The sequence below is a fragment of the Mucilaginibacter lappiensis genome, from assembly GCF_900155965.1.
Lineage (GTDB): Bacteria > Bacteroidota > Bacteroidia > Sphingobacteriales > Sphingobacteriaceae > Mucilaginibacter > Mucilaginibacter lappiensis.
The window spans coordinates 1-22,941 of the sequence record NZ_FTMG01000014.1; the positions used below are offsets into that span (position 1 = coordinate 1).

Below are 22,941 nucleotides of genomic sequence, written 5' to 3' on the forward strand. Positions count from 1 at the left end.
AACCCGCAAAATCCGGGTTAGAATTCACTAATTCATCCATCTCTCAAAACTCTACCTTTTTTCTCACAATTGTGTACACACAGTAGCCCAACGGGGAGGGTTGGGTGGGGCTCATTTCCATGCTGCGCAATGACACCTTCGGTGACAAACAAGCTAGTTAATCCTTTTTTACAAATACACCGTTTTCATCAAAAATCAGGTCGCCGCCTTTGATCTCTGCTTCGTAAAAAGTTTTTCCGACGGCATCGGTAACTTTACCGGCCTCTTTGATCTTTGCTCCATTATAATGTATCCTCACATAAGGCGCAATACTTTTGGGGAGATCGGTAAGGGGTATGGCCTTTACAATTTCTACAAAGGTCCCTGAGGGTGTAAAAACGGCAGAATTGTCTTCGCCCGACTTGCCGCCCCAGTTGGCTTCATAATTACCTTTTTCTTTTTCCCAGTTTACTTTGCTTACCGAAGGATACTTTGTTGCTAATGCAGATTTAACAACTGCAGGTACATCCTTTGGTTTCAGGTCCTGGGCCAATGCGGCATTAGCTATAAAGCCAAAGCCTATTAGCAGTGATAATGTCTTTTTCATGATAGTTTTACTTTACACAAGTATAAAATATCAACCTGTAGAAATACTGACCGCTTTTTGTGGGAAATCTGTAGAATGTATAAGAGGTAGTTAAATGATCTTACTCATAACTGTGCCGCTCAAAGTCGTAATCTGATTGTGAGGTAATGATCTTCTTTCGCCGTTCAATATCGGTGCCAACGGAATGGTCATAAATATTGTCAGTAACGGTATTTTCCCGTTCCTTATCCCGCTCCGCAAAATGAATATTGGCCTCTGCCGTTTTGCCTATAGCCACATCGTATGGCCCTTTTGGCGACATCAGCTTTACAAATACCGGCAAGCACTCAAACAAGATGAACAGATAGCCTATAAAAGATATCGCCAGGTAAGTATCCAGATCACGGGTGCCGTTCTCGTTATAAGTTAGCTGTCCCAGGGCCCAATTACGATCACTAAAGCCGGCAATATTGGTGAGGCTATCCAATTGATGTTCAGAGAAAAGGCGGGTACTATTCAAGCCTTCGTAGTCCTTTCGGGCGGCCAGGTATTGATCCATCTGCCCTAAATTCTGGGTTACTTCCTTCAGGCGACTTTCTTTTGCTTCCAGTACAGCCTGTTTTTGCTTAGCATAGGTACCATAGCCGGTTATGCCCGATGTTTGGTTAGTTTTATCGCCAAAAACCTCCTGGTTAAGCTGAAAACGAGAGCGGTTGATATCTCTTTCCAACGAGTCTTTTTCTTTCTTCAGATCGCCGTTCTTGCCCATCTCCATCGCGTATTTTTGCTGATAGGTTTTTTCGAGGGTATCAATTTTGCGATGCTGACCCTTCAGATAGGCTGTTTTTAGCTTCTGGCGTATCTCTTTATCAAAGATCTTAAGTTCCAACGGGCGCGAAATAACTATACCTATCATAATGGCCAGTAAAATACGTGGCGAAGCCTGCAATATCTGCTGATTGGTGCTGCCTTCCTTATTAATGCTCGATACAATGTATCTATCCATGTTAAAAATGGCGGTTCCCCAGATCAAGCCAAATAAAATGGCAAAGCCTACGGCAAAGGCGTCTCCGTTAAAAACAAAGTACATGGCATAACCGCCGGATAAGGAGGCAAACAATGCGGTGAAAAATATGGTGGCACCGATGCCTACATATTTATTATGTTCAATAGGATATTTTTTTAGGGTATCAATATGCGCTCCCGAACAAAACCAGAAAAAGCGTGTAACTTTTTTCATCTATTATGATTCATTTTATAGACGATCGTGTTGGGTTAATGTAAACCTTTTCAACGCTCATCTCCTTTTTTAGTGCACGTAAACGTAACAAAACACAAATATTGTGCAATATTATACATAAAACGCACTTAAGCATTGATTGTTACAAAAATCGGGCTTAATTATTTGATATAGAAAAAAAGCTACCTTTGGATTATAATTTTATTTAACATGAATGAGATAACCGTACAGGAACTAAAAGAAAAACTGGACAAAGGCGAAGATTTTCAACTAATTGACGTAAGGGAAGAGTTTGAATATGAAACCTCAAACCTGGGCGGACAATTAATACCGCTTGGCGGCATTTTAATTGAAGCCGATAAAGTAAGTAAAGATAAACCCGTAGTGGTGATGTGCCGCAGCGGTAAACGCAGTGCAGCGGCCATTATGCAGCTACAGCAATTAGGCTATAGCAACCTCACCAATTTAAAAGGTGGTATTCTGGCCTGGGCTGCCGAAGTTGATCCTACACTTAACGTATATTAATTATGGGTTTAAAGTTAGTGCTTAATGTGCTGTACACTGTAGGTATTGTATTATGCCTGTTTGTAGCCTACCAGGCAAACTCCAATAAAAACTTTACTTTACTGGGTGCTGCTATACTGGTTGCCGGGGTAGTTATTGTATTAAAAATAAGACTGTTAAAAGACGTAAGGAACTCGCAAAAAAAGCAGTAACTTCATTGCATGTTTATAGCAATTTTGGGAGTTATTGTACTCGTTGTGGGTATAGTGCTCAAACGCTCACCTGAGCCTGCCGGCCGCTTTAGCGGTACGGCAACCGCCGTTGGATTAGTCATAGTAGCCGTTGGTCTGTTACTATCCATATTTAAAGTAATTGAGCCCGGTAAAGTAGGTGTGCAAACCCTTTTTGGTAAGGTACAGGATAATGTGCTCGAAAGTGGTTTGCACATCATTAACCCATTGGTTGATATCACCACCTTTGATATACAAACCCAAACATACACCATGAGCGCCGTAAGTAACGAGGGTCAAAAGGAGGGTGACGATGCTATCCGGGTGCTATCAAGCGATGGGCTGGAAGTTACCATTGATCTTTCGGTGTTGTATAAAGTAAGCCCGGACAAGGCCCCTTTTATTTTGCAGAATATTGGCGAAAATTATTTGGATAAGATTGTTCGCCCGGTATCCCGGACTGCTATACGTGACAATGCGGTTAATTATGCCGCTGTTGATCTGTACTCCACCAAACGACAGGAGTTTCAGGACAAAATAAACCGTTATATAACGGCCAATTTTGCTAAACGCGGACTGGAGCTACAACAGATCCTGGTACGCAATATTACCCTGCCAGCCTCGGTAAGGGCCAGCATCGAATCAAAGATCAATGCCGAACAGGACGCTCAAAAAATGCAATTTGTGCTGCAAAAAGAGCGTCAGGAAGCCGAACGTAAACGTGTAGAAGCCCAGGGTATTGCCGATTATCAGAAAATTCTTTCAACCGGGCTTTCAGATAAACAACTCCAATACGAAGCTATCAAAGCTCAAAAAGAAATTGCCTTATCGCCCAATGCCAAAGTGATTATTATTGGCGGTAAGGGTAATCCTATTATGCTGAGCGATAAGTAATACCTGAACAGGCGGGTCATTTTTGGTGCAAATTGGGTTTACATGGTACATAATTTATGGTTTACACTATAACCGTAATATTTGATCATTTTAAATTACAATAAGCTGATTAATAGTCAATTGCAAAAGTGTAAACCATGAAAAGTGTAAACCATGTAAACCGTTCAACGCAAAGTATTCAATGTTATTTTCCTCAGTATATTGTTTTGATTTTATAATATCTTCGGGCATGAAATTATCAGTATCAGACCAGAACACCGGCGGCGATCTGTTGCTGCACCATAATGAACCGCAGCTTGACCGTTTGTTCTACACACGTGATTACGACTATAAATACTTTACCATAGCCTGGAACAGGGGCAATAAACAAACCGTAACCATTGATGGCTCGGCTTATGATTTTATGCCGAATACCGTACTGCCGCTCATGTTTAACCAGTCGTTTTATTTTGAGTACCCCGGCGATGTGGTGGCCTGGCAGTTTAACCGCGAGTTTTACTGTATTGTTGACCACGATACCGAAGTAAGCTGCGTTGGCTTTTTGTTTGGAATGAATGATAATGTATTCATCGACCTGGACCCGGATACGCAGCGAAAATTAAAGGTGCTGCTGGATGTATTTATTGAAGAACTCAATACCAAAGATGGTATCCAGACCGAATTGCTCATGATGCTTTTGAAACGGCTCATTATCATGATCACCAAGTTAGCAAGGGCCAGCAGTTTCCCCGAAGTAAAACTTACTGACGATCGCTTCCATATTCTGCGCAAATTTAATTTACTGGTTGAAATGAATTTCCGCGAACAGCACAGTGTGAGTTATTATGCGGGCAGGTTAAATAAGTCGCCAAAGACCTTATCCAACCTGTTTGCGCTGTATAATCATAAAACGCCCATCCAGATCATCCAGGAAAGAATATTGATCGAAGCCAAGCGCCTGTTGTTCTATACAGATAAATCGGCTAAGCAAATTACCTATGAGCTGGGTTTTGATGATGCCGCTTATTTCAGTAATTTCTTTAAAAAACATACAGCCTTGTCACCATCGGAATTCAGAAATAGTAAGAAACTGGTAGCCTAGGGAAATAATTACAAGTAGTCGGGAAGTATGCCCATTCCGCAGGTGTAATCGTTGCTGCACCTTTGTATCGTTGATTCAAACAAGAAATATCAACATACACGACAATGAAAACTCAAACTCTGAAAAACACATTCAAAACAGGCTTAGCTGCCTCCGCTATTATTTTATCAACTATTATTGGTTCAGCTCCTAAAGCAGAAGCTCAGGCTCCCGTAAAAAATATAGTATTGGTGCATGGCGCCTTTGCCGATGGTTCTGGCTATAAAGGCGTTTATGATATCCTGACTAAAAAAGGTTATAATGTAACCGTTGTTCAAAATCCTTTAACATCACTTAAAGACGATGTGGATGCCACTAACCGCGTTATCGACAAACAAGATGGACCGGTGATACTGGTAGGTCACTCATGGGGCGGTACCGTAATTACCGAAGCCGGTACAAATCCTAAAGTAAAAGCATTGGTTTATATCGCTGCCTTTGCACCCGATAATGGCGAAACTACTTTAAAACTGGTTCAATCATTACCAGCTGCTCCAGAAAACGGCATATTGCCTCCGGACGAAAAAGGCTTTGTTTATTTTAGCAAAGAAAAATTCCACGCCGGTTTTGCTGCCGATCTGAGCAAAGAATTAGCCGACTTTATGTACGCTTCACAAGGCCCTATCGCCGCACAAGGTTTTGTAGCCCCAATTACCGAAGCCGCCTGGAAAACTAAACCCAGCTATGGTATTGTTGCCACTGAAGACAAAGCCATTAATCCCGACATTGAACGCAACATGTACAAACGTGCCGGTGCGAAAGTAACCGAAATAAAAGCAAGCCACGTAGTATTCATCTCACACCCGGATGCTGTTGCCAAAGTAATTATCGATGCAGCAAATAACGCTGCCGGGAAATAATTTTTAGGCCTTGTGAATTTAACGCCGCATACCTGTAGGGGTATGCGGCGTTTTTATTTGTATTGTACCCGTTTACAATAAGTTGTCATGCTGAACGGAGTGAAGCATCCATTGTACTACTAACCTTACAACTTCGTAATCAAATACGACCCTCCTTTAAAATTTCCTTGCTGTTTGATCACCTGATGGGTGCCTTGATCAATCCAGATATAACCTTCGGTATCACCATGGGTAAAACGGATAACACTGTAGGTTAACTGATGGTCTGCGGCCAGGGGCCATACATCATCAAACAAGTAGGTGAGGGCGTACGGATCTGATGGGGAAGGGGTGTCCTTATTAAAATTATCAAGCGTGTAGGTGATTCCTTTTTTAAGTTCCAGGTAGCCAAATATGTATTCGATCATATTATCCTCAAAATAACCGCTCATCATCGGATAGGTTTTAACCGATGATACGGCATTACGTATCGCTTTTACAGTGGCTTGGTTATCGGTAAATAGCATATCATAATGTACTTTTTGCCTCAATGTTTCGTGCATGCTAAGGGGTTTAAATGACAGATCGGTTATAGAAGTATCTGCTGAAAAACTACCAATAGGTACCTGGCGCGACCGTATAAAGGTGATCTGTTTGTGAGCCTGATCAATGGTCGTTACATCATCCATCATAAACTCGTAAATGATCTTCCCGGAGGTATCCCGGATCACATTTTTATAAAAGTCATGCGAAGGTTTGATCCAGTCATTCCGGATGATCCTGTCGCCGGGTTTAATAAAGTTTTGTGCATGACCCAATGTAGTGATAGCTGCCATGAGCAATATTGGTATTATAGCCTTCATAAATAAGTGATTAAGTAAATAAGTTATCACAGTGGACACTGTTTTACTAATTTATTCAACCATTACATATAAATACTCAATAAATAGGCTAGATCAGCACTTGCTGCATTAATCAGAAATGCGGGCTAACGCCGTATCCCCAAACCCGCGTCATTGTTCAGTATATATTTACCATCAGCAAAATCAGGCATCTGGTAGGGATTATTGCTTACTAAAAACGGGCCGTCCAGGTCAACCCAGTCACTTTGCGGGGCAATCGTCAGTCCAGCAAGGGCGGCGCAGCTGGTTTCGGTCATGCAGCCTATCATAATCTTCAAATCAAGTTCATGGGCTCGTTTGATCATACGGGTTGCTTCATATATACCTGCCGATTTCATCAGTTTGATATTGATCCCGGTATAAACGCCATTGGCTTTATCTACATCCTCAAAACGCTGTACGGCCTCATCGCCAATAATAGGAATTGGGCTGCGCTCGGTGAGCCAGGCATTGCTGTCGGGATCAGTTTTGAGCATGGGTTGTTCTATCAGTTGTACACCCTGTTCCTGTAGCCAGTAGGTCATATCCAGACTCTGTTGGAGGTCTGTCCAGCCCTGGTTGGCATCCACATAAAGAGGGACATCGGTAATGGAGCGGATAGTGGTGATGAGTTCTTTGTCGTTATCCTTGCCCAGCTTTACTTTGATCACTTTAAAACCTTCGGCTTCTTTTACCTTTTTGATGATCATTTCGGGTGTATCAATACCAATGGTAAAACTGGTCACCGGCATTTTTGCGGGATCGCTGCCCAGCAGTTGCCAGCAGGGTTCTTGTTTGATCTTTCCATCCAGATCATGCAGGGCAATATCAATGGCTGCTTTAATAGCGGGATTGCCCGGAGCAATGCTATCCAGGTAATTGATCACCGCACCAAAATCAATCGGGTAGCTGAATCTGCTGATATCAACCTTGCTCAGGAAAACAGTGGCGCTTTCATGGCTCTCGCCCATATAGGGCACCATGGATGCTTCGCCATAACCGGTATAGCCTTCATGCTTAATTTGCACCAGCATAATTGGGGTAGAGGTGCGCGAAAACTTGGCTATGGTAAAAGCGTGCTTTAATTGCAGTTCAAAGGGGTGATATGTCAGTTCCATGCGAAAACTTCAAATGTGCGGATGTGCAAATATGCAGATGAAAAACGATGTGCGGATGTGCAAATTTTAAATGTGCAGATGAAAAATGATGTGCAAGTTATGTCAAAAAATCCGCACATCTGCATATTTGCACATCCGCACATCTAAAATCATCTGCATTCATCCTTATCTTTGCGCCCATGTGGGCACAAATTTATTCACCGTTCGAGCGTTTTAATTTCAGTAATAATAAGTGTTTCCTGAGCGGGGAGCCCTTAAATTCTGAGGAAGAAAAGATACAGGTTTTTCCGCAATGGCTCATGAGCCGCTATAGTTTGGAAGATAAGCCTTTTAAACTGCTCGACGAAAGCATGGCCACCTACAAAGATCTGAAGCTGCCCTGCACCGCCGCCATCAACGAGCAATTCCTGGAGCCCCTGGAAATTGAAATTGCCGCCGCTTTTGATGCAGGTTACGAGGCCGTAAAACAACTGGACGAGCTGAAGCTATTTCAATGGGCCGGTAAGCTGTTGTATGGCATCATCTTTAACGAAATACAATCAGGTATTAAGCTGCAGCATTCCCAAGGAGAGGAGTTTAACATGTCGCAGGCTATTATCCATAAGTTCAGCCACCTGCATTTGATGCTGCAAAGCCTCAACCTGCCTATTGAACTGGATGGTTTTAAGCCTTTCAGCCTGGTTCTATTTAAAGTGGATAACTCAGAAGACATTTTTGGCTACCGCGATGAGATCAATACCCTGACATTCTCGCTTCGGATCAAGGATTTTGGCCTGATCATTTGCCTGCAGGATAACGGTGCCAATGCCAGCTATCACCAGGCAGCTTTGGACAAAATAAAGAGTCAAACCCTGCATCCTGTACAGTTTGAAGAGGTTAACGCCCGTTTTTTTTATTCAGCATACCTGTTTAACCGCCTGCCCGAGTATAATATTTTACCCGTTGAAGATATCATTTATATAGAAGCTATGCCCCTGCGCGGTACCAGCACCAAACCCTTGTTTGATGATTGGGTACCCAAGGTTTACGGCCAGGTGCTGGAAAATTTCTGGAAAAACTGGGGCTTCCTGCTGTTTGAGATCATCAAAAAGCCCGAAGAGCCCATGAGTTTTCTTTTTGATGCCGATGGCAACACTATTAGTGCAGCATCGATTGAATTGCCCCGCTGATCTGTTGAATAAAGGCCGGTAAAACCGGAGGGTTAAGCAAAATGGTGATCAATAAGCCACTTAAAGCGCCGTACAAGTGGGCATCATGGTTGATACTGTCACGGCTGTATTTGGAGGCGTATGTACAATAAATTAAATACAGGATGCCAAATACATAAGCCGGTATCAGGATGGGTAAAAATATCAGGCCCATTTTGGCCAGCGGAAAATATAGTATTGCTCCAAATATTACCGCGCTTATGGCGCCAGATGCACCAAGACTGTAGTAGTTATAATTCTCCCGGTTTTTAAGCACCGAAGGCATATCGCTCAATACTAAACTTACTACATACAGCAACCCGAACTGCCAGTGCCCGATAACCTGTTCCAGCTGGAAGGCGAAAAAGTAATACGACATCATATTGAACAGCAGGTGCATAGTATCGCGATGGATGAGGCCGCTGGTGATGAGCGTATACAGATCTTTACCCCGCGAAACCGTATAGGGATGCAGCATCATTTTGCCTAACACGTTTTGGTTGTAAAAGGCATATAACGATGTGATAAGTGTAATAACGAAAATGACAGACGCTACAGGAGTTAATATAAGATATTCCATTTATTTAAGATCGAGTTTGGTATCGGTTAGCAGCCTGCCCACTGGGTAGCGCATAAAAGTTTTTTCAAAATAGGGTGAATTGCGGTAAACAAAGAATAATTGCGCCTGTGCACTGCCAGCCAGTTTAGGATCTTTACTTTTCGCTTCATCGAGTTTCTTTTTCAGTTCGGGGTCTTTTTTCAATAAGTTGGCAGCGATATCTTCAAATACATAATCCGAAAAATATTCTTTTTCGCCAAGCACCGAATCAAAAAAGTTCCAGGCAAAAAAGGAATCGACACCCTGCGGTTCCAAAGTTTCCACAATATAACGGTTAATGGGCTGGTTAGTATATACCACATAATCGCCGGCATAAAATTTAACCCGCATATCCACTGGGTTTAGTTTAACAGCCGAGTGCAGGTAATGTCCTTCATAGGGTTTCTGCGGGGTTTTATAATCTTCAATATAATACATCTGTAAACCCAGTGTGGTATCATGCGCCAGTTGCTGCATTTTAACGCCATTCAGTTTAAACAGGTCGATCACCTTGCCCCAGGCTTGTGGTATTACATAGGCCACTGGTTTATCAGCTGTGGCGGTAACTTTATAGGTGTTCCAAAAGTTAATGGTTTTGGTGTAGGGCTTGTCCCGGTCATAATACAAGCGGTTTAAGCCGCTTACTTCGCTGGTTTTATAATCTGCCTTATAGCCTTTAAAGGTAATTGTATCCACAGCCTGGCGGTCGACCGTCCAGTTTAGCGCGAAGGTTTTTTGTTGGGATACCTGTTCATCCGCCTTTTGTTTGAGTTCACCAATCAATTTGGCATCGCGCTGATTGATCTGAATAAGAAATTGCATAAACAAATAAGTAGCATATACCCTTTTATCAAATTCCTTAAGCATATGCGTTTCTGTTATATAGCTGATGATGTTATGCTGAGCGGCAAAACCTGTCGCAAAACGCGGTGTTTCCAAAAAACTTACAATACCCGAGTCGGGTAAACCTTCTTCACCGGCACCATAGGGGATCATCTCAAAGCCAGCCCATTTCATGCTCCTATATAGATAAGGCGTAAGCGTTTTGGCAGTATAATTAGCCAGGATGGGGGTTTGTTTATCCTTTTGGGTTTCAATCAGCGTCATCACGTACTGATAATCGGCACCATCACTGGTGTGGTTATCCAGGAAGATCTCCGGTTTCCAAGTAGTCAGTATTTGTGTAAACGCCTGGGCATTGCGGCTATCGGCTTTGATAAAATCACGGTTCAGATCCAGATTGCGGTAATTCCCCCTGAAGCCATAAGCTAAAGGCCCATTTTGGCTAACCCTGCTCAAACCGCGGTTCAGGTTGCCATCAATATTATATAAAGCAATAAGGCATATCACTACATCTTTTGGCAACTGATCCTTTTTAAGCAGATCACGAACCAGCATCATGCTGGCGTCTATGCCTTCGGGCTCACCGGGGTGTATGCCATTGTTAATGAGCAATATTCGTTTGTTTTGCTTTTTAATCAGCGCCGGATCAAAAATTTTGTCGCGCGACAATACAATGAGGGTAAGTGGTTTACCCACATCGGTAGTGCCATAATTAATCAGCCTCATTTGTTGAGGGTACAGCTTATTGAGGTTTTGATAATAAGCGATCACTTCAGCGTAGGTAGCTGTATAATTGTGGTCCTGATGTTGCTCAAACGGCGTTAATTGAGCTCTGGCCGACAAGGATATTAAGCAAATAAATAAAGCAGACAATGTTTTCTTCATCGGGATGTATTATTGCTCAAATATAGTATTTGAGAGCCAAGAGATAAGATACAAGGGCTAAGAGAACCTCAAATACTGTAATTAATCCTCATCCCTATATCTCTGCTCTTCCTTCAGCTCGGCCTGTAATTTCTTGGGTAAGCCAAGAATCACCTGATCATAGGAATGATCAATCATTTCACAAAGTTGCCTATGGGTTAGTGAACCATCCATATAAACGGTGTTCCACATTTTTTTGTTCATGTGGTAGCCTGGCTGTACTTCCGTATAACGCTCTCGCAGATCAACGGCAAGCTCGGGCTCGCATTTAACATTAAACCGGTTGCCGCTTTCCAGCCCGATCAGTAAAAATAGTTTACCGCTAACTTTAAAAACAAGGGTGTCCTCGCCAAAAGGAAAGCCTTCTGTTACTCCTGGCTTTTGCAGGCAATAGTCACGTAATTCTTCTATATTCAAAATCCGAAATCTCTTATCAGTTTATTATAAGATACTGTATTACCAAAATTGTACCGAAAACCTATGGTGAAGTGTGCATACTGGTCGGGAGCATTGTTTTTAAACTTAGCCGGCGGGTCATCGTATCCATCAAGCCCTTCGCCAAAGGTATAATTGTGCTCATAACCCAGGGTAATGGTATAGCCAACCTGATCATACGAATCATAAATTTTAAACTCATAGCCAAAGCGTAGCGGTAAAACCAGGTTAATACTTTTGTCTTTACCCTGGAAGCCTTCTTTAGTACCCAGCGGACCATGATAATAAGAATTACTGGGATCGGAGAACGCCGGTGGGTTACCACGCTGTATAAATTTCATATTGTTGGATATAGCACCGATCCCTGTACCTACATAAAAGTTTTTAATCACGTTTAAAAACCCGTTGTTGGAATAGTCAATAAAACTTCCAAACTGAGCATCGGCATGGAGCAATAAAGCTTTATAAGCATTTTTGTACATGCGCCCGTAAGCATCTTTATCGGGAGTAAGGCCACCACCCGAAAGTGTACCGAACTGGTATTCCAGGGCTACAGGTACATAGGGATTAAAATTGTAGGCTATATTAAGGTTATAAAGAGGATGATAATCCTGCCTTTTGGTATCGGCATAAGCCCTGCCATAGCCAATGCCGCCGCCTACCCCCCATTCATAATAGTTATATCCTTCCTGTGCCTTTACCGTAAACCCCGCAGCTGCTAAAACAAAAAACAGAATAAATTTTTTCAAAGCTAAATTTTAATCAATATTTACAAATGGAACATGCCGGGTACGGTTGCCGGTAAATTTTACTAATATTTAGCCCTATGAATTTCACTTCATCACTAAACTTCACCGTAACCGAACGCTTTTTACGTTACGTTACCATTGATACGCAATCAGACCCCTCTTCTGTTTCATTTCCGTCAACAGAAAAGCAAAAAGATTTGGCAAGGCTGCTGGTTGATGAGCTTTTGGACATAGGAGTTGCCGATGCCCACATGGACGAATACGGCTATGTATACGCTACTATACCTTCAAATACAAACAAACAGGTGCCTGTAATTTGTTTTTGCTCGCACATGGATACCGCGCCCGACTGTAGCGGAAAAAATGTAAAACCTATTGTTCATAAAAATTACCAGGGACAGGATATTATATTACCGGATGATGCCTCTCAAATCATAAAACAGGCGGAGCATCCTGATCTGAAAAACCAGATAGGTAACGATGTGATAACCGCCAGTGGTACCACCTTATTAGGAGCCGATAATAAAGCTGGTGTTGCCGAAATCATGGATGCTTGCTACCAACTGATGAACCGTCCCGAAATAAAACACGGTGATATCCGGATACTGTTTACCCCCGATGAAGAGGTAGGTCATGGTGTTGAACACGTGGATATTACCAAGCTGGGTGCCTATGCCGGTTATACCATGGATGGCGAAAGTGCGGGTAATATGGAAAACGAAACCTTCTCTGCCGATGGGGCAAGATTGACCATTAACGGCGTAAGCTCGCACCCTGGTTTTGCCAAAGGTAAAATGGAAAGCGCCATCAAAATTGCCGGAGAGATCATCGCCGCTTTGCCTGATAGCCTATCGCCCGAGCATACCGAAGGCATGCAGGGTTTTGTACACCCCGTAGCCATTGAAGGGCATGTAGAAACCGTTGGCATTGATTTTATCATCCGTGATTTCGATGCGAAGAAACTAAGTGACCATGCTGATGTAATCTGCAAAACGGCAGATGAAGTATTGAAAAAATATCCTGCATCAACGTATAACTTAGCGGTAAGCGAGCAATACCGCAATATGAAAAATGTGCTGGATGAGCATCCAGAGATCGTGGAATACGCTATGGAAGCCATCAATCGTACAGGTATTGCGGCTAAGCTTTGCAGCATCAGGGGAGGCACCGATGGATCAAGACTATCCTTTATGGGTTTGCCTTGCCCCAATATATTTGCGGGCGAGCATGCTTTTCACAGTAAACAGGAATGGGTGTCGGTTCAGGATATGCAAAAAGCCGTAGAAACCATACTGCACCTCTGCATGATATGGGAGGAAAAAAGCTAATAAGATTTGAATATGTATACAATAAGAACAGCGACCGTAAATGATGTGGAAACCATCATCCAAATAGCCGACCAAACCTGGTGGGTTACTTACAGTCCGATACTGGAAAAAGAACAAATCTCGTTTATGCTGAATGAGATCTATTCAACGGATAAAATCAGCAAACAGATTGAAACCTGTGCGCAAACTTTTATCCTGTTATCGGAAGCGGAAGAACCGGTAGCATTTGCCGCCTATTCGCCACGCGAAGAAAACGCTGATATTTATAAATTGCATAAGCTATACTGCCTGCCTAAAACACAGGGCAAAGGATATGGTAAAGTGCTCATCAATGAAGTGATCCAACGGACTACAGATGTAGGCAAAAAGGTACTGGAATTGAATGTAAACCGCTACAATAACGCCAAGGCCTTTTATGAAAAAATGGGATTCGCTGTTGCGTATGAGGAGGACATAGCCATTGGCCCGTATTGGATGAATGACTATGTAATGCGGAAGGAATTGTAACTACATTACTAAGCCTTACAACAATAATGTGTTGGTTGAATTATAAATAAAGACTGGCATGTTGAGTTTATCGGCTCTCCCTGCCTTCCACCGGCATAAACTGTAGTTGTTTTTGAAAATACACATCCCAGCTGTGCTGCTGCACCTGGTTGGTCATGTGTTGAGTATCCTCATCATAATCGGTATTCATTTGTTTGTATTTGTTATCGATACGATTAAACAGGTTCATGGCCTCGTATTGATAATTACGACTAAAACGGGTTTTACCAATTTCGCGCAGCAATTCCTGCTGCTCCAGGTAAGCAATGGTATAATGGCCCTGTTCGTGCTTTAACACCTCGACCAGTACCTGGTTGGATGTTACCCTGCTCCTGTCGAGCCATGATCTTTCGGTATTCAGCACCAGCTTTACAAAAGCATTAAGCATATATCCGCCATTTACACGGTTAGCCTGATACTTAAAATCAATGGTGCAGTTGGTATAAGCAACTACGCCAAGTGCATTTACACGCGGCGCGCCGCCAAAATCGTTAATGGTTAGTTGATGGAATTGTTGGGCCTGTGCCCTGGTTATCGTTATTAAAAACAGGGCTATGATGAACACCCCCTTCAGCCATCTTACATTCATGAAATACGCAGGTTAAAACTTTTACTTTTTAACACCTTTGACGACGTCATTCTGCAAAAGGTTTAAACTCATCATTTCTTTTAAAGTATGCTGCATCTGATCGGTTGATCCATCGAGGAAGATCACGTTACCTTGTGAGTTTTCGGCAAAGTGCTTGATTGACTCTGTCCACATGGTAAACATGATCACCGAAGTATCCATATTGGCCTCAGCCATTTCTTTAGCAGCCACAGTCATACCCCGGGCCACTTCCTCACGGAACAGGGCAATACCCTGACCACGCAACTGTGCGGCCTCACGTTCGGCCTGTGCCGATATTTTGATGGCGTTACCTTCGGCCTCAGCAGCTTTTGTTTTGGTGATCAGTAATGCCTGGCCTTCATTTTCGGCGGCGGCTTTCAGGTTGTTAGAAGCCACTACCTGGCTCATGGATTTCATGATCACATCATCAAATGTAATATCGTTCAATTGCAAATCCTGCAAGTGATATCCCCAGCTTTCCAGTATCTGGTCAAGCTGTTCTTTTACATGCTCCACAATATCACGTCGTAATATAAGCACCTCGCTCTGGCGTTTGGTAGCTACAAAGGCGCGGATGGAACCTTCAACCGTACGAATAAGCGCTTGCATGAGGTTACGCTCATCAACAAACTTAAAGGCTACGTTTTTAATGGTTTCTTCCTGCTGATCAAGCACCGAGTAAAGCAACATGGCCTTAAAATAAACATTGGCCTGGTCAAAGGTTACCGCCTGGAACTCCAGCTCCACCGAACGGTTCTGGATAGATATTTTAGAGTACACATTTTCGATAAATGGCAGTTTAAAGTTTAAGCCCGGGGTAAGTATGCGCCGATACTTCCCAAATACGGTAATTACCACTATTGTGCCCTGTTTTACAGACACAAAGGAAGTAAATATGATAATCAGTACGATGAACGCAATAATAAAAAAAGTGATCTGTCCGGTTCCCATGATTGATAATATTTAGATAAATAAATGTAGTACAAATTATTGGTGTGTTATTTGTTTTTATAAAAATGCTTTATAAAACAGCAATAAACTATCATGAACCTAAAACGAACTTTTGGAGCCATATTAACCGTACTTGGTATCATTGGCTTAATTTATACCGGGCTGGGTGTCATTAACCACAGCAACCAAACCACAACATTGGTTGTTGTAGGCATTATAGCCATCATATTTTTCTTTACGGGGATCAGTCTTATCCGTAACACAAAAGACGAAGCTTAAGGCTTCGTCTTTAAATTTTCCATGAGGAGACGCAATTATGCGTCTCTACAAAAATATAAAACGTAGAGACGCATAATTGCGCCTCCCGCTATCCATTGCACACATATCTATTTAGCGTCCGATCAATTCCCTAGCTTTGAAAGGTATTCATCCAGTTTTTCAACATTTTGTTTTAATCCTTCATCTGCTTTGTGTACTTTGACTACAGTTTCACGTATCTCCGCGGTATCGAATACCATCGTCCAGTTCATTTCTGTTTCTTCGCCTTTGGATTCAAAAAGGACTGTCGTAAAGAAATGAGGGTTGAAGTGTTCAAACACGATTTTCTTGAGCGGGATGATTTCCTTGTAAATACTTTTGTTGGGATAGTCGGTACCATCCGGACCGTGCATGGTCAGGTTCCACTCTCCACCTTCTTTAAAATCCATTTTGTGAATGATAGAGGTGAACCCATTTGGCCCCCACCAGTTGATTATATGCGCTGGATCTGTCCAAACTTCCCACATCAATTCAACGGGAGCCTTAAACGTTCTGGTTATCCGCATCTCGCGGGTTTCTGTTTTTTCCATGGTTTTTATCTTTTTGAATTTTTGTTATATAGTTTTCAAGATTATCAAAGCGGGCTTCCCAAATCACACGTATCTGATCCAGCCAAACATCAATCTCCGTCATTTTATCCATCTTGATCTGGTAATAGATCTCCCGCCCCCGTTGATTTGATTCTACAAGACCGCATTCTGTCAGTATCTGAATATGTTTGGAAATGGTAGACCGTGCCCCATTAAAATTATCGGCTATGGCACCGGCAGTAATCGTCTGTGAAGCTAAAAGCGCGAGGATAGCCCTTCTTGTGGGATCGGCTACGGCTTGAAAAATGTCTCGTCTTAATATCATCTCGTCGTCATTTGACGACAAATATATATAACGCCAAATGACGACGCAAATTTTATTGCATTTTTTTATAAAAGTTGATTAACGTAACCCATTTTATTATTCATAAAATACCATAATTAATTATATATCAATTACATACATCAATTCAAATCCACTTTTAGCTTCCTCTGGATCTCCTGCTCTCTCAGAATTCCTTCCGGATAAATCTGGGTTTACACTTAAACCCGATACATGATAATAAAATATAACTAACTATTTGATTATCAATTAAATAAAACAATGTTAACTATGAATTGTGTAAACCATGTAAACCCACTTTCTGGATATAGCCAACAAAAAAGGCGGATCAATTGATCCGCCTTTTCGTTTTACCTCTTCAATCTTTACTGCGCACTATTTCGCGGATCAGTCTTGCTTTTTAATACATATTCTTTTGGCGTTTCGGCACCAGCCAGGTTCTTTACAAAATAATCCCAGCGGCGGCGCATCATGTAGTACGAGTTCTGACCATAGCCGTGAGCATTATTAGGGAATACCACCAGGTCATAATCCTTGTTGGCTTTTTCTAAAGCTTCAATAACCAGCAAGGTATTGTATGGCGGCACGTTGTCATCCATTAAACCGTGGGCCAGCATCAATTTACCTTTCAGGTTTTTAGCATAGTTTTGATTGGCCTGGGCTTCGTAGTTGGATACCCCATCTGCCTGTGGGGTTAACAAACCAATGTAACGCTCGCCCCAATCATCCTCATACTCACGATTGTCATGGTTTCCTGATTCAGATATCCCCACTTTGAAAAAATCAGGAAAACGGAACATAGCCGCGGCAGTAGCGAAACCACCACCCGAATGGCCCCAGATACCCGCCTTATTGATATCGATGTAAGGATATTTTTGAGCCAGTTGCTGCATAGCAGTAATCTGATCTGGCAGTGTATTTTCAGACATATGACCATAATTCATATCATGATAGCTTTTGGAACGCAGCGGATTGCTGGTACCTTCAATCTGTACTACCACAAAACCTAGCTCGGCCAGTGCCTGGCAATCGCCATGGGCCGATGCAAATGACCAGCTGCCCACACTACCGCCTTGCGGACCTGGATACAGATTATTGATGATCGGATATTTTTTGCTAGGATCAAGCCGTGTGGGCACATACATTAAACCATAAATATCGGTTTGGCCGTCATGCGCTTTAACAGTAACCGGAACAGGCGCTTTCCAACCCGAAGCCAGCAGCCTGCTGATGTCTGTTTTCTCTAATGTACTGACCAGCTTGCCATTCAGGTCACGCAGAACGGTTACCGGTGGCGCATCGGCTTTGGAATAGCTATCTATAAAATAATTCTCGCTTGGCGACAGCGTAATTTGATGGTTCCCTTCTCCTGGGCTCAGCAGGGTAAGCCCTTTACCATTAAAGCCAACTTTGTACAGGTGGCTAAAGTATGGATTGCCCGGCTCGCGGCCATCAGCCAGGAAATAGAGCACGCGGTTCTTTTCATCTACCTTCAATAGTTCGGTTACCGCCCAATCGCCTTTGGTAATTTGGTTTCTAACTTTGCCGGTAAGCGCGTCATATAAATACAGATGCCCCCAATTGTCGCGCTCCGAAAACCAGATAATCTCATTAGTTTTTGCCAGGTACCGCCAGTTAATAGTACCCTGACCCGACTCATATTGCGTAGCTACGGTTTCTTCAAAAACCTCTTTTACGGCACCCGTAGCAGCATTGGCAATACGGAATTTTTCCTGTTTATGATCTCGGGAAGTGGATACAAAAGCTAGTTTAGAAGCGTCGTCGGTCCAGTCTACATCATCAAAAGTACCGCTGCTGGCAATATCATCGCTCAGCGTAGCGCGGTGCGGATCAGGAGCAACCTGTATATTGATCACTTTAGGCTCATCCACATTAATGATCACCCGGTGTATCATCGCAATTTCCTTATCGCCCGGCAATGGATATTTCCATGCTTTTAGTGTGGGATGGCCAACATTGGTAGTAACCAAATACATATCACCCACATTACGCTGATCCTGTTTAAAAGTGGCTATTTTTTTGGAATTGGGCGACCAGCGAACGATGGCTCCGTCTGATGATTTCCAGCCAGCATTATCGGTAGCATAACCAAAATCCTTTATCCCATCGGTAGTTAATTGGGTTTCCTTCCCTGTTTTTATATTACGCACCCATAGGTTATAATCTTTAATATAGGCAACCTGGCTACCATCGGGCGATGCAACCTCGTCATCGCCACCTCTTCTACGGGTGTACGCTTTACTTTGGCCAACCATGGCATTATCCTGCGTGCACTGATAAGTTTGCAGATCACATTTCCATGATTTGCCATCAGCAGCAAAAGAGATCGATTTCAGATCATCCAAAAAACTGAAGGTGCGGAAAGGCAATTGGTTAGCTTGATAGGTTTTGCCGGTAGCCGTTGATATGGCTGCCGCCAGTTTTTGTTGATCAAAAGCCTGTCCGCGTGTTTTTTTAGCGGGATCAACCAAAATAAATTCACTTCCTTGGGGTGTTAATGTCCGGTACCAGAATTTATCGCCCGGTAGCCAGTTGGGCATCACTCTGCCGTGATCAACCAATTGCTCGGTATTATAACCCAGGAAGCTTTCGGCATGGGCATAATCCTTATCGGTTAAAGTGTTTTTTTGCTGTGCATTTGCTGTCCAAACAAATGCCATAGCGGTTAATGATAATACATATTTATTCATACGCTGTTTAACGTGTGTTTAAAGGGTTATTTTTTTAAACGATTTGCAAATTAATGCTTTTTACCGGAGCTATTGGCTTGGCTCTGTAACTTTTGTGAGCGAATTATCAAACCGGGTTGTCGCGGTTATTTCCCCGCTGTCGGCAATGCTCAAACCGGCATCGGGAAAGTCAGTTTCGGTCAGCATCCGGATGCGGCGCATGGCCTGGTTCAGGGTATCCAGTACCAGTCCTTTATCATGTGCCTGCTTAAACGAAATAATACGACCGCTTAAAAATTCGCCTTTTTTATTTACATATACTTTAAGTAGGGGCGCCATACCGCAAATACCGCTTACACTTACACATTTATAAGTGCAAAAATTGCCAAGACTATAAGCTATCAACCGATTCTTATACATTTCCATGGCCCGGTTTACATGTGGGCCGTTACCAAATATCAGGTCGGCGCCGGCGTCAATGGCATTATGGGCAAAGGCATGCACATCACCACGTTTTTCGCCGATGAAGGACTCTACCGCGAAAGGCACATGTTCATAATCAACTCCCTCCCCACCACCGTGAAATGATACAATGACAACATCACAACGTTGTTTCAAATCGCTGATGATGCGCGCCGCACCTTTGAGGTCATGTATAGATACCGTATTGGCATTGGGAGCAAAAGAGCAAAAACCATAGCGCACGCCATTCACCTCAAACACCGTTGAGGGCTTAATGAGCAACCCGGCGTAGTTTATACCGAGGCTATCGAGTGTTTCTGTAGTGCTTTTACGTCCGTGAGCATCAAAATCATTAATGTGGTTATTGGCCAGGCTCAATAAATTAAACCCCGCATTTTTTAAAACCGATGCATACCGCGTAGGCATCCGGAATAGATAGGCTTTACTTTTTTGGTGAAGTTTAAAATGAGCGGGACCGCCTGTATCAACAAGCGCACCCTCCAGGTTGCCAAATGCCACATCGGTATTTTTTAATTCAGCAACTGCTGCTTTAAAACTATTGCGGCCACTATCGGGGGGCAGGGTGGTACTGTCGGGGTATGAAGTACCCAGCATAATATCGCCAACGGCGGCAATACAAAGTGAGTCGTGCTGTACGGGTGTTGTTTGGGGTGGTAAAACTTCAGCAGCGTGATGTTTTTTGTGTTTAACAACCGGCTGCCTGTTTTGGGCAGGGCTTTCGCAGGCCTGCAAAAACATTAATAAGCACGCTGTTAAAAGCAAAAACTGTAACCTTCCGACAAAAAAAAATCCCCTCATATTTTTGAAGGGACTAAATTAAATTTTTTATTTCGGATGTTACTAATTGATTTTTACCAGCTAAGTGGCTAAAAATCCGAAATCGAACATTCGAATTCCGAAATCCGAACTAATTATTCTTATCGTCATCAGTTTCGGTCGCCGAACCGGTAAATTCATTTTTGAACGATGCCAATAAACGACCGCCTTTGTAAAAATAACGGCTGTAGTAATTGTCATCAAGACTGCTGATAGCCACACCTTTTGATGAAGCATGCGCAAAACGGCCATTCCCAAGGTAAATACCTACATGCGAAATTCTGCGGCTGTGTATCTTAAAGAAAACCAGGTCGCCTTCTTTCAGATCATCTTTACCAACAGGGTTTACCATGCTGAAAATATCGCGTGAACTTCTTTTAATATCCAGGTTAAAAACCTCGCTGTATAATTCTTTTGTGAATGCCGAGCAATCGATCCCTCTTCTTGATTCACCGCCGAAGTGGTAAGGGGTACCTATCCAATCGTATACAAAGTGAAAAAGTTTCATGTTTGAGGTGGCGGATAACGCTACACCCATGATCTGAGATAAATAAGTTTTAGCTAAACTTTCCTGCTCATCAGGAGCCTTATCGGCAGTGGTGTTCGGAGTACTTGCAGTTTGAGCCTGTGAGGCTAAAACGCTGAAAAGTAGTACTATAGCAAGAGTAATTTTCTTCATTTAACGCGTTAGTTTGCTGTTAGGGGCAACAAATTGTTTATTAAATCAGACACTTCTGTCCACCAGTGGCTACAAAACTATCTATATTTTTTAAAATTGCAAATAAATGGCACTTTATTTTCAAAAAATATAAATATATTATTTGTATTAAAAATCTTATCAATCAAAGCCGATCACTATTACGCTTATGATACTTTTATGGTTATCTTTTTGTCTTGTTTTTTTCGTTTTTTGTAAAAATAGTGTGTCATAAAAACACCGAAAACAATTAAAAGTACCGTTAAAACGTATTATCAGGCGAAAAACGCTTCGGCAATACGAGCATATAACCATATAATGTTTGGTTAAACTTATAAAACGCGGTTAAGGCTGCTCATTTATAGCCCTTTCTTAAAATAAAAGATAAAACATCACAACAAATTCGCTCCGGTTTCGATATTTTCAAGGATATATTTAGATTTGCGCTTTACTCCAAGATTATTGATTGTTTTAATTACATGAGTTCAATCGAAATTAATAAAGACACTTACCTGATGTGGTACGAACAAATGCTGTTAATGCGTAAGTTCGAAGAAAAAGCAGGACAGTTATACGGACAACAAAAAATCAGGGGCTTTTGCCACCTGTATATTGGGCAGGAGGCTGTACTGGCCGGAGCCATGTCTGTAATTAAACAGGAAGACAGCATGATCACCGCTTACCGCGACCACGCTCATGCGCTTGCCAAAGGTGTAACCCCCAACGCGGTTATGGCCGAATTATATGGCAAAGCTACCGGATGCTCAAAAGGCAAAGGTGGCTCTATGCACATGTTTGACAAGGAAAAACACTTTTATGGTGGCCACGGTATTGTAGGCGGTCAGGTACCACTGGGTGCCGGTATCGCTTTCGCCGAAAAATATAAAGGTACCGAGTTTGTGAACATTGCCTATATGGGCGATGGTGCTGTACGTCAGGGTGCCTTAACCGAAACCTTTAACATGGCCGCTTTATGGCAATTGCCTGTAATTTTTGTTTGCGAAAACAACGGTTACGCCATGGGTACTTCTGTTGAACGTACTACTATCCAAACAGATATCTATAAATTAGGCTTGCCTTACGGTATACCATCATCAGCTGTTGACGGTATGGACCCTGCCGCGGTACACGTGGCTATGGACGAAGCGGTTCAGCGTGCACGCCGTGGTGAAGGACCAACCTTTTTAGAAATGCGTACCTATCGCTACAAAGGTCACTCGATGTCTGATCCTCAAAAATACCGTACTAAAGAAGAGCTGGAAAGCTACAAAGCCAAAGATCCGATAGAAGCCACCAAACATGTAATATTGGAAAAAGGTTATGCTGATGAGAAATGGTTTGAAGAGATTGATGCCAAGATAAAAGACATTGTTGACGAATCAGTTAAGTTTTCTGAAGAATCACCATGGCCGGAAGCTTCTGAACTATATACCGATGTTTATGTTCAGGCAGACTATCCATACATCAGAGACTAATCCTATATTTATATTAAACTTATTCTA

The 22,941-nt window shown here is 42.6% G+C and carries 25 protein-coding genes; 10 read left to right on the top strand and 15 right to left on the bottom strand.

Features of this window, described 5'->3' with window-relative positions; all coding sequences use genetic code 11:
- Positions 1–157 precede the first annotated feature (157 nt).
- Positions 158–586: a PepSY-like domain-containing protein gene (locus tag BW976_RS21610; protein WP_076376407.1), complete on the bottom strand. Its 429-nt coding sequence runs from the start codon at positions 584–586 to the stop codon at positions 158–160.
- Between the two features lie 100 nt (positions 587–686).
- Positions 687–1,805 (bottom strand): DUF4407 domain-containing protein, encoded by a 1,119-nt coding sequence (locus BW976_RS21615; RefSeq protein ID WP_076376409.1) that lies wholly within the window; start codon positions 1,803–1,805, stop codon positions 687–689.
- A gap of 210 nt (positions 1,806–2,015) precedes the next feature.
- Between BW976_RS21615 and BW976_RS21620 the strand changes: the two genes are divergently transcribed.
- The 5 genes from BW976_RS21620 (at position 2,016) to BW976_RS21640 (ending at position 5,413) form a co-directional block, all read left to right on the top strand.
- Positions 2,016–2,330, top strand: a complete 315-nt coding sequence (locus tag BW976_RS21620) for a rhodanese-like domain-containing protein (protein WP_076376411.1) — start codon at positions 2,016–2,018, stop codon at positions 2,328–2,330.
- Positions 2,331–2,332: 2 nt separating this feature from the next.
- Positions 2,333–2,521 (top strand): DUF6358 family protein, encoded by a 189-nt coding sequence (locus BW976_RS21625; protein WP_076376413.1) that lies wholly within the window; start codon positions 2,333–2,335, stop codon positions 2,519–2,521.
- Positions 2,522–2,530: 9 nt separating this feature from the next.
- A complete protein-coding gene (locus BW976_RS21630; protein ID WP_076376415.1) occupies positions 2,531–3,433 on the top strand; it encodes a prohibitin family protein in 903 nt (300 codons plus the stop codon).
- 229 nt (positions 3,434–3,662) lie between these two features.
- Positions 3,663–4,514 (top strand): helix-turn-helix domain-containing protein, encoded by an 852-nt coding sequence (locus tag BW976_RS21635; RefSeq protein WP_076376417.1) that lies wholly within the window; start codon positions 3,663–3,665, stop codon positions 4,512–4,514.
- A 104-nt stretch (positions 4,515–4,618) separates the two neighbouring features.
- Positions 4,619–5,413, top strand: a complete 795-nt coding sequence (locus tag BW976_RS21640) for an alpha/beta hydrolase (RefSeq protein ID WP_076376419.1) — start codon at positions 4,619–4,621, stop codon at positions 5,411–5,413.
- 125 nt (positions 5,414–5,538) lie between these two features.
- Here the strand turns inward: BW976_RS21640 and BW976_RS21645 are convergent, their stop codons facing one another.
- Both BW976_RS21645 and BW976_RS21650 read right to left on the bottom strand, forming a co-directional pair.
- Positions 5,539–6,255, bottom strand: coding sequence for a DUF3108 domain-containing protein (locus tag BW976_RS21645; RefSeq protein WP_076376421.1), 717 nt, complete (start codon positions 6,253–6,255; stop codon positions 5,539–5,541).
- Positions 6,256–6,380: 125 nt separating this feature from the next.
- Positions 6,381–7,391, bottom strand: coding sequence for a dipeptide epimerase (locus tag BW976_RS21650; protein ID WP_076376423.1), 1,011 nt, complete (start codon positions 7,389–7,391; stop codon positions 6,381–6,383).
- 179 nt (positions 7,392–7,570) lie between these two features.
- On the opposite strand from BW976_RS21650, the gene BW976_RS21655 reads away from it, so the two are divergent.
- Positions 7,571–8,560 carry a hypothetical protein gene (locus tag BW976_RS21655; RefSeq protein ID WP_076376425.1) on the top strand — a complete coding sequence of 330 codons (990 nt, stop codon included), beginning with the start codon at positions 7,571–7,573 and terminating at the stop codon, positions 8,558–8,560.
- Here BW976_RS21655 and BW976_RS29530 read toward each other — a convergent pair.
- The 4 genes from BW976_RS29530 to BW976_RS21675 all read right to left on the bottom strand — a co-directional run bounded on the left by BW976_RS29530 (position 8,529) and on the right by BW976_RS21675 (position 12,127).
- Complete coding sequence (locus tag BW976_RS29530) at positions 8,529–9,158, bottom strand: rhomboid family intramembrane serine protease (RefSeq protein ID WP_076376427.1); 630 nt, start codon at positions 9,156–9,158, stop codon at positions 8,529–8,531. The genes BW976_RS21655 and BW976_RS29530 overlap by 32 nt on opposite strands.
- Positions 9,159–10,904, bottom strand: coding sequence for a M14 family zinc carboxypeptidase (locus BW976_RS21665; RefSeq protein ID WP_076376430.1), 1,746 nt, complete (start codon positions 10,902–10,904; stop codon positions 9,159–9,161). It lies immediately after the preceding gene.
- Between the two features lie 81 nt (positions 10,905–10,985).
- Complete coding sequence (locus BW976_RS21670) at positions 10,986–11,360, bottom strand: MmcQ/YjbR family DNA-binding protein (protein WP_076376432.1); 375 nt, start codon at positions 11,358–11,360, stop codon at positions 10,986–10,988.
- Positions 11,357–12,127, bottom strand: a complete 771-nt coding sequence (locus tag BW976_RS21675; protein WP_076376434.1) for a hypothetical protein — start codon at positions 12,125–12,127, stop codon at positions 11,357–11,359. Before BW976_RS21675 ends, BW976_RS21670 begins: the two co-directional genes overlap by 4 nt.
- 77 nt (positions 12,128–12,204) lie before the next feature.
- Here BW976_RS21675 and pepT point away from each other — a divergent pair, with 77 nt between their 5' ends.
- Both pepT and BW976_RS21685 read left to right on the top strand, forming a co-directional pair.
- The gene (gene pepT / locus BW976_RS21680; protein ID WP_076376436.1) at positions 12,205–13,455 is read left to right on the top strand and encodes a peptidase T; all 1,251 of its coding nucleotides are present in this window, start codon (positions 12,205–12,207) and stop codon (positions 13,453–13,455) included.
- Positions 13,456–13,467: 12 nt separating this feature from the next.
- Positions 13,468–13,962 carry a GNAT family N-acetyltransferase gene (locus BW976_RS21685; RefSeq protein ID WP_076376438.1) on the top strand — a complete coding sequence of 165 codons (495 nt, stop codon included), beginning with the start codon at positions 13,468–13,470 and terminating at the stop codon, positions 13,960–13,962.
- A gap of 67 nt (positions 13,963–14,029) precedes the next feature.
- On the opposite strand, the gene BW976_RS21690 is transcribed toward BW976_RS21685, so the two are convergent.
- Positions 14,030–14,590: a DUF922 domain-containing protein gene (locus tag BW976_RS21690; protein WP_076376440.1), complete on the bottom strand. Its 561-nt coding sequence runs from the start codon at positions 14,588–14,590 to the stop codon at positions 14,030–14,032.
- Positions 14,591–14,611: 21 nt separating this feature from the next.
- Positions 14,612–15,562, bottom strand: coding sequence for an SPFH domain-containing protein (locus BW976_RS21695; protein ID WP_076376442.1), 951 nt, complete (start codon positions 15,560–15,562; stop codon positions 14,612–14,614).
- Between the two features lie 93 nt (positions 15,563–15,655).
- On the opposite strand from BW976_RS21695, the gene BW976_RS21700 reads away from it, so the two are divergent.
- A complete protein-coding gene (locus BW976_RS21700; protein ID WP_076376444.1) occupies positions 15,656–15,841 on the top strand; it encodes a hypothetical protein in 186 nt (61 codons plus the stop codon).
- 122 nt (positions 15,842–15,963) lie between these two features.
- Here BW976_RS21700 and BW976_RS21705 read toward each other — a convergent pair whose 3' ends face one another.
- From BW976_RS21705 to BW976_RS21725, 5 genes are all read right to left on the bottom strand, one after another.
- Complete coding sequence (locus BW976_RS21705; RefSeq protein WP_076376446.1) at positions 15,964–16,410, bottom strand: SRPBCC family protein; 447 nt, start codon at positions 16,408–16,410, stop codon at positions 15,964–15,966.
- Positions 16,364–16,735 (bottom strand): ArsR/SmtB family transcription factor, encoded by a 372-nt coding sequence (locus tag BW976_RS21710; protein WP_076376448.1) that lies wholly within the window; start codon positions 16,733–16,735, stop codon positions 16,364–16,366. The genes BW976_RS21705 and BW976_RS21710 overlap by 47 nt, the downstream gene beginning before the upstream one ends.
- 383 nt (positions 16,736–17,118) lie before the next feature.
- Positions 17,119–19,464 (bottom strand): S9 family peptidase, encoded by a 2,346-nt coding sequence (locus BW976_RS21715; protein WP_076376450.1) that lies wholly within the window; start codon positions 19,462–19,464, stop codon positions 17,119–17,121.
- A 69-nt stretch (positions 19,465–19,533) separates the two neighbouring features.
- On the bottom strand, positions 19,534–20,664 hold the full coding sequence (locus tag BW976_RS21720; RefSeq protein ID WP_175614156.1) for a CapA family protein: 1,131 nt from the start codon (positions 20,662–20,664) through the stop codon (positions 19,534–19,536).
- Between the two features lie 169 nt (positions 20,665–20,833).
- Positions 20,834–21,421, bottom strand: a complete 588-nt coding sequence (locus BW976_RS21725) for a C40 family peptidase (RefSeq protein ID WP_076376454.1) — start codon at positions 21,419–21,421, stop codon at positions 20,834–20,836.
- Positions 21,422–21,918: 497 nt separating this feature from the next.
- Between BW976_RS21725 and pdhA the strand changes: the two genes are divergently transcribed.
- Complete coding sequence (gene pdhA / locus BW976_RS21735; RefSeq protein WP_076376458.1) at positions 21,919–22,914, top strand: pyruvate dehydrogenase (acetyl-transferring) E1 component subunit alpha; 996 nt, start codon at positions 21,919–21,921, stop codon at positions 22,912–22,914.
- Positions 22,915–22,941: the final 27 nt, after the last annotated feature.

Coding starts and splice junctions, on each gene's coding strand:
- BW976_RS21610 (WP_076376407.1), bottom strand. CDS start 586: ATGAAAAAGACATTATCACTGCTAATAGGCTTTGGCTTTATAGCTAAT.
- BW976_RS21615 (WP_076376409.1), bottom strand. CDS start 1,805: ATGAAAAAAGTTACACGCTTTTTCTGGTTTTGTTCGGGAGCGCATATT.
- BW976_RS21620 (WP_076376411.1), top strand. CDS start 2,016: ATGAATGAGATAACCGTACAGGAACTAAAAGAAAAACTGGACAAAGGC.
- BW976_RS21625 (WP_076376413.1), top strand. CDS start 2,333: ATGGGTTTAAAGTTAGTGCTTAATGTGCTGTACACTGTAGGTATTGTA.
- BW976_RS21630 (WP_076376415.1), top strand. CDS start 2,531: ATGTTTATAGCAATTTTGGGAGTTATTGTACTCGTTGTGGGTATAGTG.
- BW976_RS21635 (WP_076376417.1), top strand. CDS start 3,663: ATGAAATTATCAGTATCAGACCAGAACACCGGCGGCGATCTGTTGCTG.
- BW976_RS21640 (WP_076376419.1), top strand. CDS start 4,619: ATGAAAACTCAAACTCTGAAAAACACATTCAAAACAGGCTTAGCTGCC.
- BW976_RS21645 (WP_076376421.1), bottom strand. CDS start 6,255: ATGAAGGCTATAATACCAATATTGCTCATGGCAGCTATCACTACATTG.
- BW976_RS21650 (WP_076376423.1), bottom strand. CDS start 7,391: ATGGAACTGACATATCACCCCTTTGAACTGCAATTAAAGCACGCTTTT.
- BW976_RS21655 (WP_076376425.1), top strand. CDS start 7,571: ATGTGGGCACAAATTTATTCACCGTTCGAGCGTTTTAATTTCAGTAAT.
- BW976_RS29530 (WP_076376427.1), bottom strand. CDS start 9,158: ATGGAATATCTTATATTAACTCCTGTAGCGTCTGTCATTTTCGTTATT.
- BW976_RS21665 (WP_076376430.1), bottom strand. CDS start 10,904: ATGAAGAAAACATTGTCTGCTTTATTTATTTGCTTAATATCCTTGTCG.
- pepT (WP_076376436.1), top strand. CDS start 12,205: ATGAATTTCACTTCATCACTAAACTTCACCGTAACCGAACGCTTTTTA.
- BW976_RS21685 (WP_076376438.1), top strand. CDS start 13,468: ATGTATACAATAAGAACAGCGACCGTAAATGATGTGGAAACCATCATC.
- BW976_RS21690 (WP_076376440.1), bottom strand. CDS start 14,590: ATGAATGTAAGATGGCTGAAGGGGGTGTTCATCATAGCCCTGTTTTTA.
- BW976_RS21695 (WP_076376442.1), bottom strand. CDS start 15,562: ATGGGAACCGGACAGATCACTTTTTTTATTATTGCGTTCATCGTACTG.
- BW976_RS21700 (WP_076376444.1), top strand. CDS start 15,656: ATGAACCTAAAACGAACTTTTGGAGCCATATTAACCGTACTTGGTATC.
- BW976_RS21705 (WP_076376446.1), bottom strand. CDS start 16,410: ATGGAAAAAACAGAAACCCGCGAGATGCGGATAACCAGAACGTTTAAG.
- BW976_RS21710 (WP_076376448.1), bottom strand. CDS start 16,735: ATGATATTAAGACGAGACATTTTTCAAGCCGTAGCCGATCCCACAAGA.
- BW976_RS21715 (WP_076376450.1), bottom strand. CDS start 19,464: ATGAATAAATATGTATTATCATTAACCGCTATGGCATTTGTTTGGACA.
- BW976_RS21720 (WP_175614156.1), bottom strand. CDS start 20,664: ATGTTTTTGCAGGCCTGCGAAAGCCCTGCCCAAAACAGGCAGCCGGTT.
- BW976_RS21725 (WP_076376454.1), bottom strand. CDS start 21,421: ATGAAGAAAATTACTCTTGCTATAGTACTACTTTTCAGCGTTTTAGCC.
- pdhA (WP_076376458.1), top strand. CDS start 21,919: ATGAGTTCAATCGAAATTAATAAAGACACTTACCTGATGTGGTACGAA.